This is a genomic window from Mesorhizobium sp. M3A.F.Ca.ET.175.01.1.1 (assembly GCF_004791945.1).
In the GTDB taxonomy this organism is placed as follows: domain Bacteria; phylum Pseudomonadota; class Alphaproteobacteria; order Rhizobiales; family Rhizobiaceae; genus Mesorhizobium.
In genome coordinates this window covers 1-436 of record NZ_SRTP01000082.1, presented here as the reverse complement: position 1 = coordinate 436, position 436 = coordinate 1, and the positions used below count along the sequence as shown (strand labels likewise).

The following is a 436-nucleotide window of genomic DNA, read 5'->3' as shown; positions in this document are numbered from 1 at the left end:
TTTCGACCGGCACTTGGGTGGTGTCGATGGCGGTCGGCGGCAGGAAGGTGGAACTCGACCCTGCGCGCGACACGCTGGTCAACGTCAACGCGCTCGGCGACCCGGTGCCGTCGGCGCGCTTCATGGGCGGACGTGAATTATCCATGCTCACCGACGGTCGGCCGCAGGAATGGCTCGATGACGATGTTGCGGCGGTGCTGGCGCGGCAGGTGTTGCTTCTGCCTTCGACGCAGCGGGGCTCCGGACCCTTTCCGCATCGCGACGCTCGGTGGGTCAATGCCGAAGACTTGAGCCCCGGGCAGCGCTTCGCCACAATTTCGTTCTATCTGGCGCTGATGACCGCGACCTGCCTGGAGTTGATCGGCGGCGACGGACCGACGACGGTCGAAGGGCCCTTCGCGCGCAACCCGCTTTTCATCAATATGCTGGCGGCGGC

At 66.1% G+C, this 436-nt stretch carries 1 pseudogene; it reads left to right on the top strand.

Annotated elements, in window-relative coordinates:
* Positions 1–436 (top strand): annotated as a pseudogene (locus EN818_RS30835) (carbohydrate kinase); the annotation flags it as partial.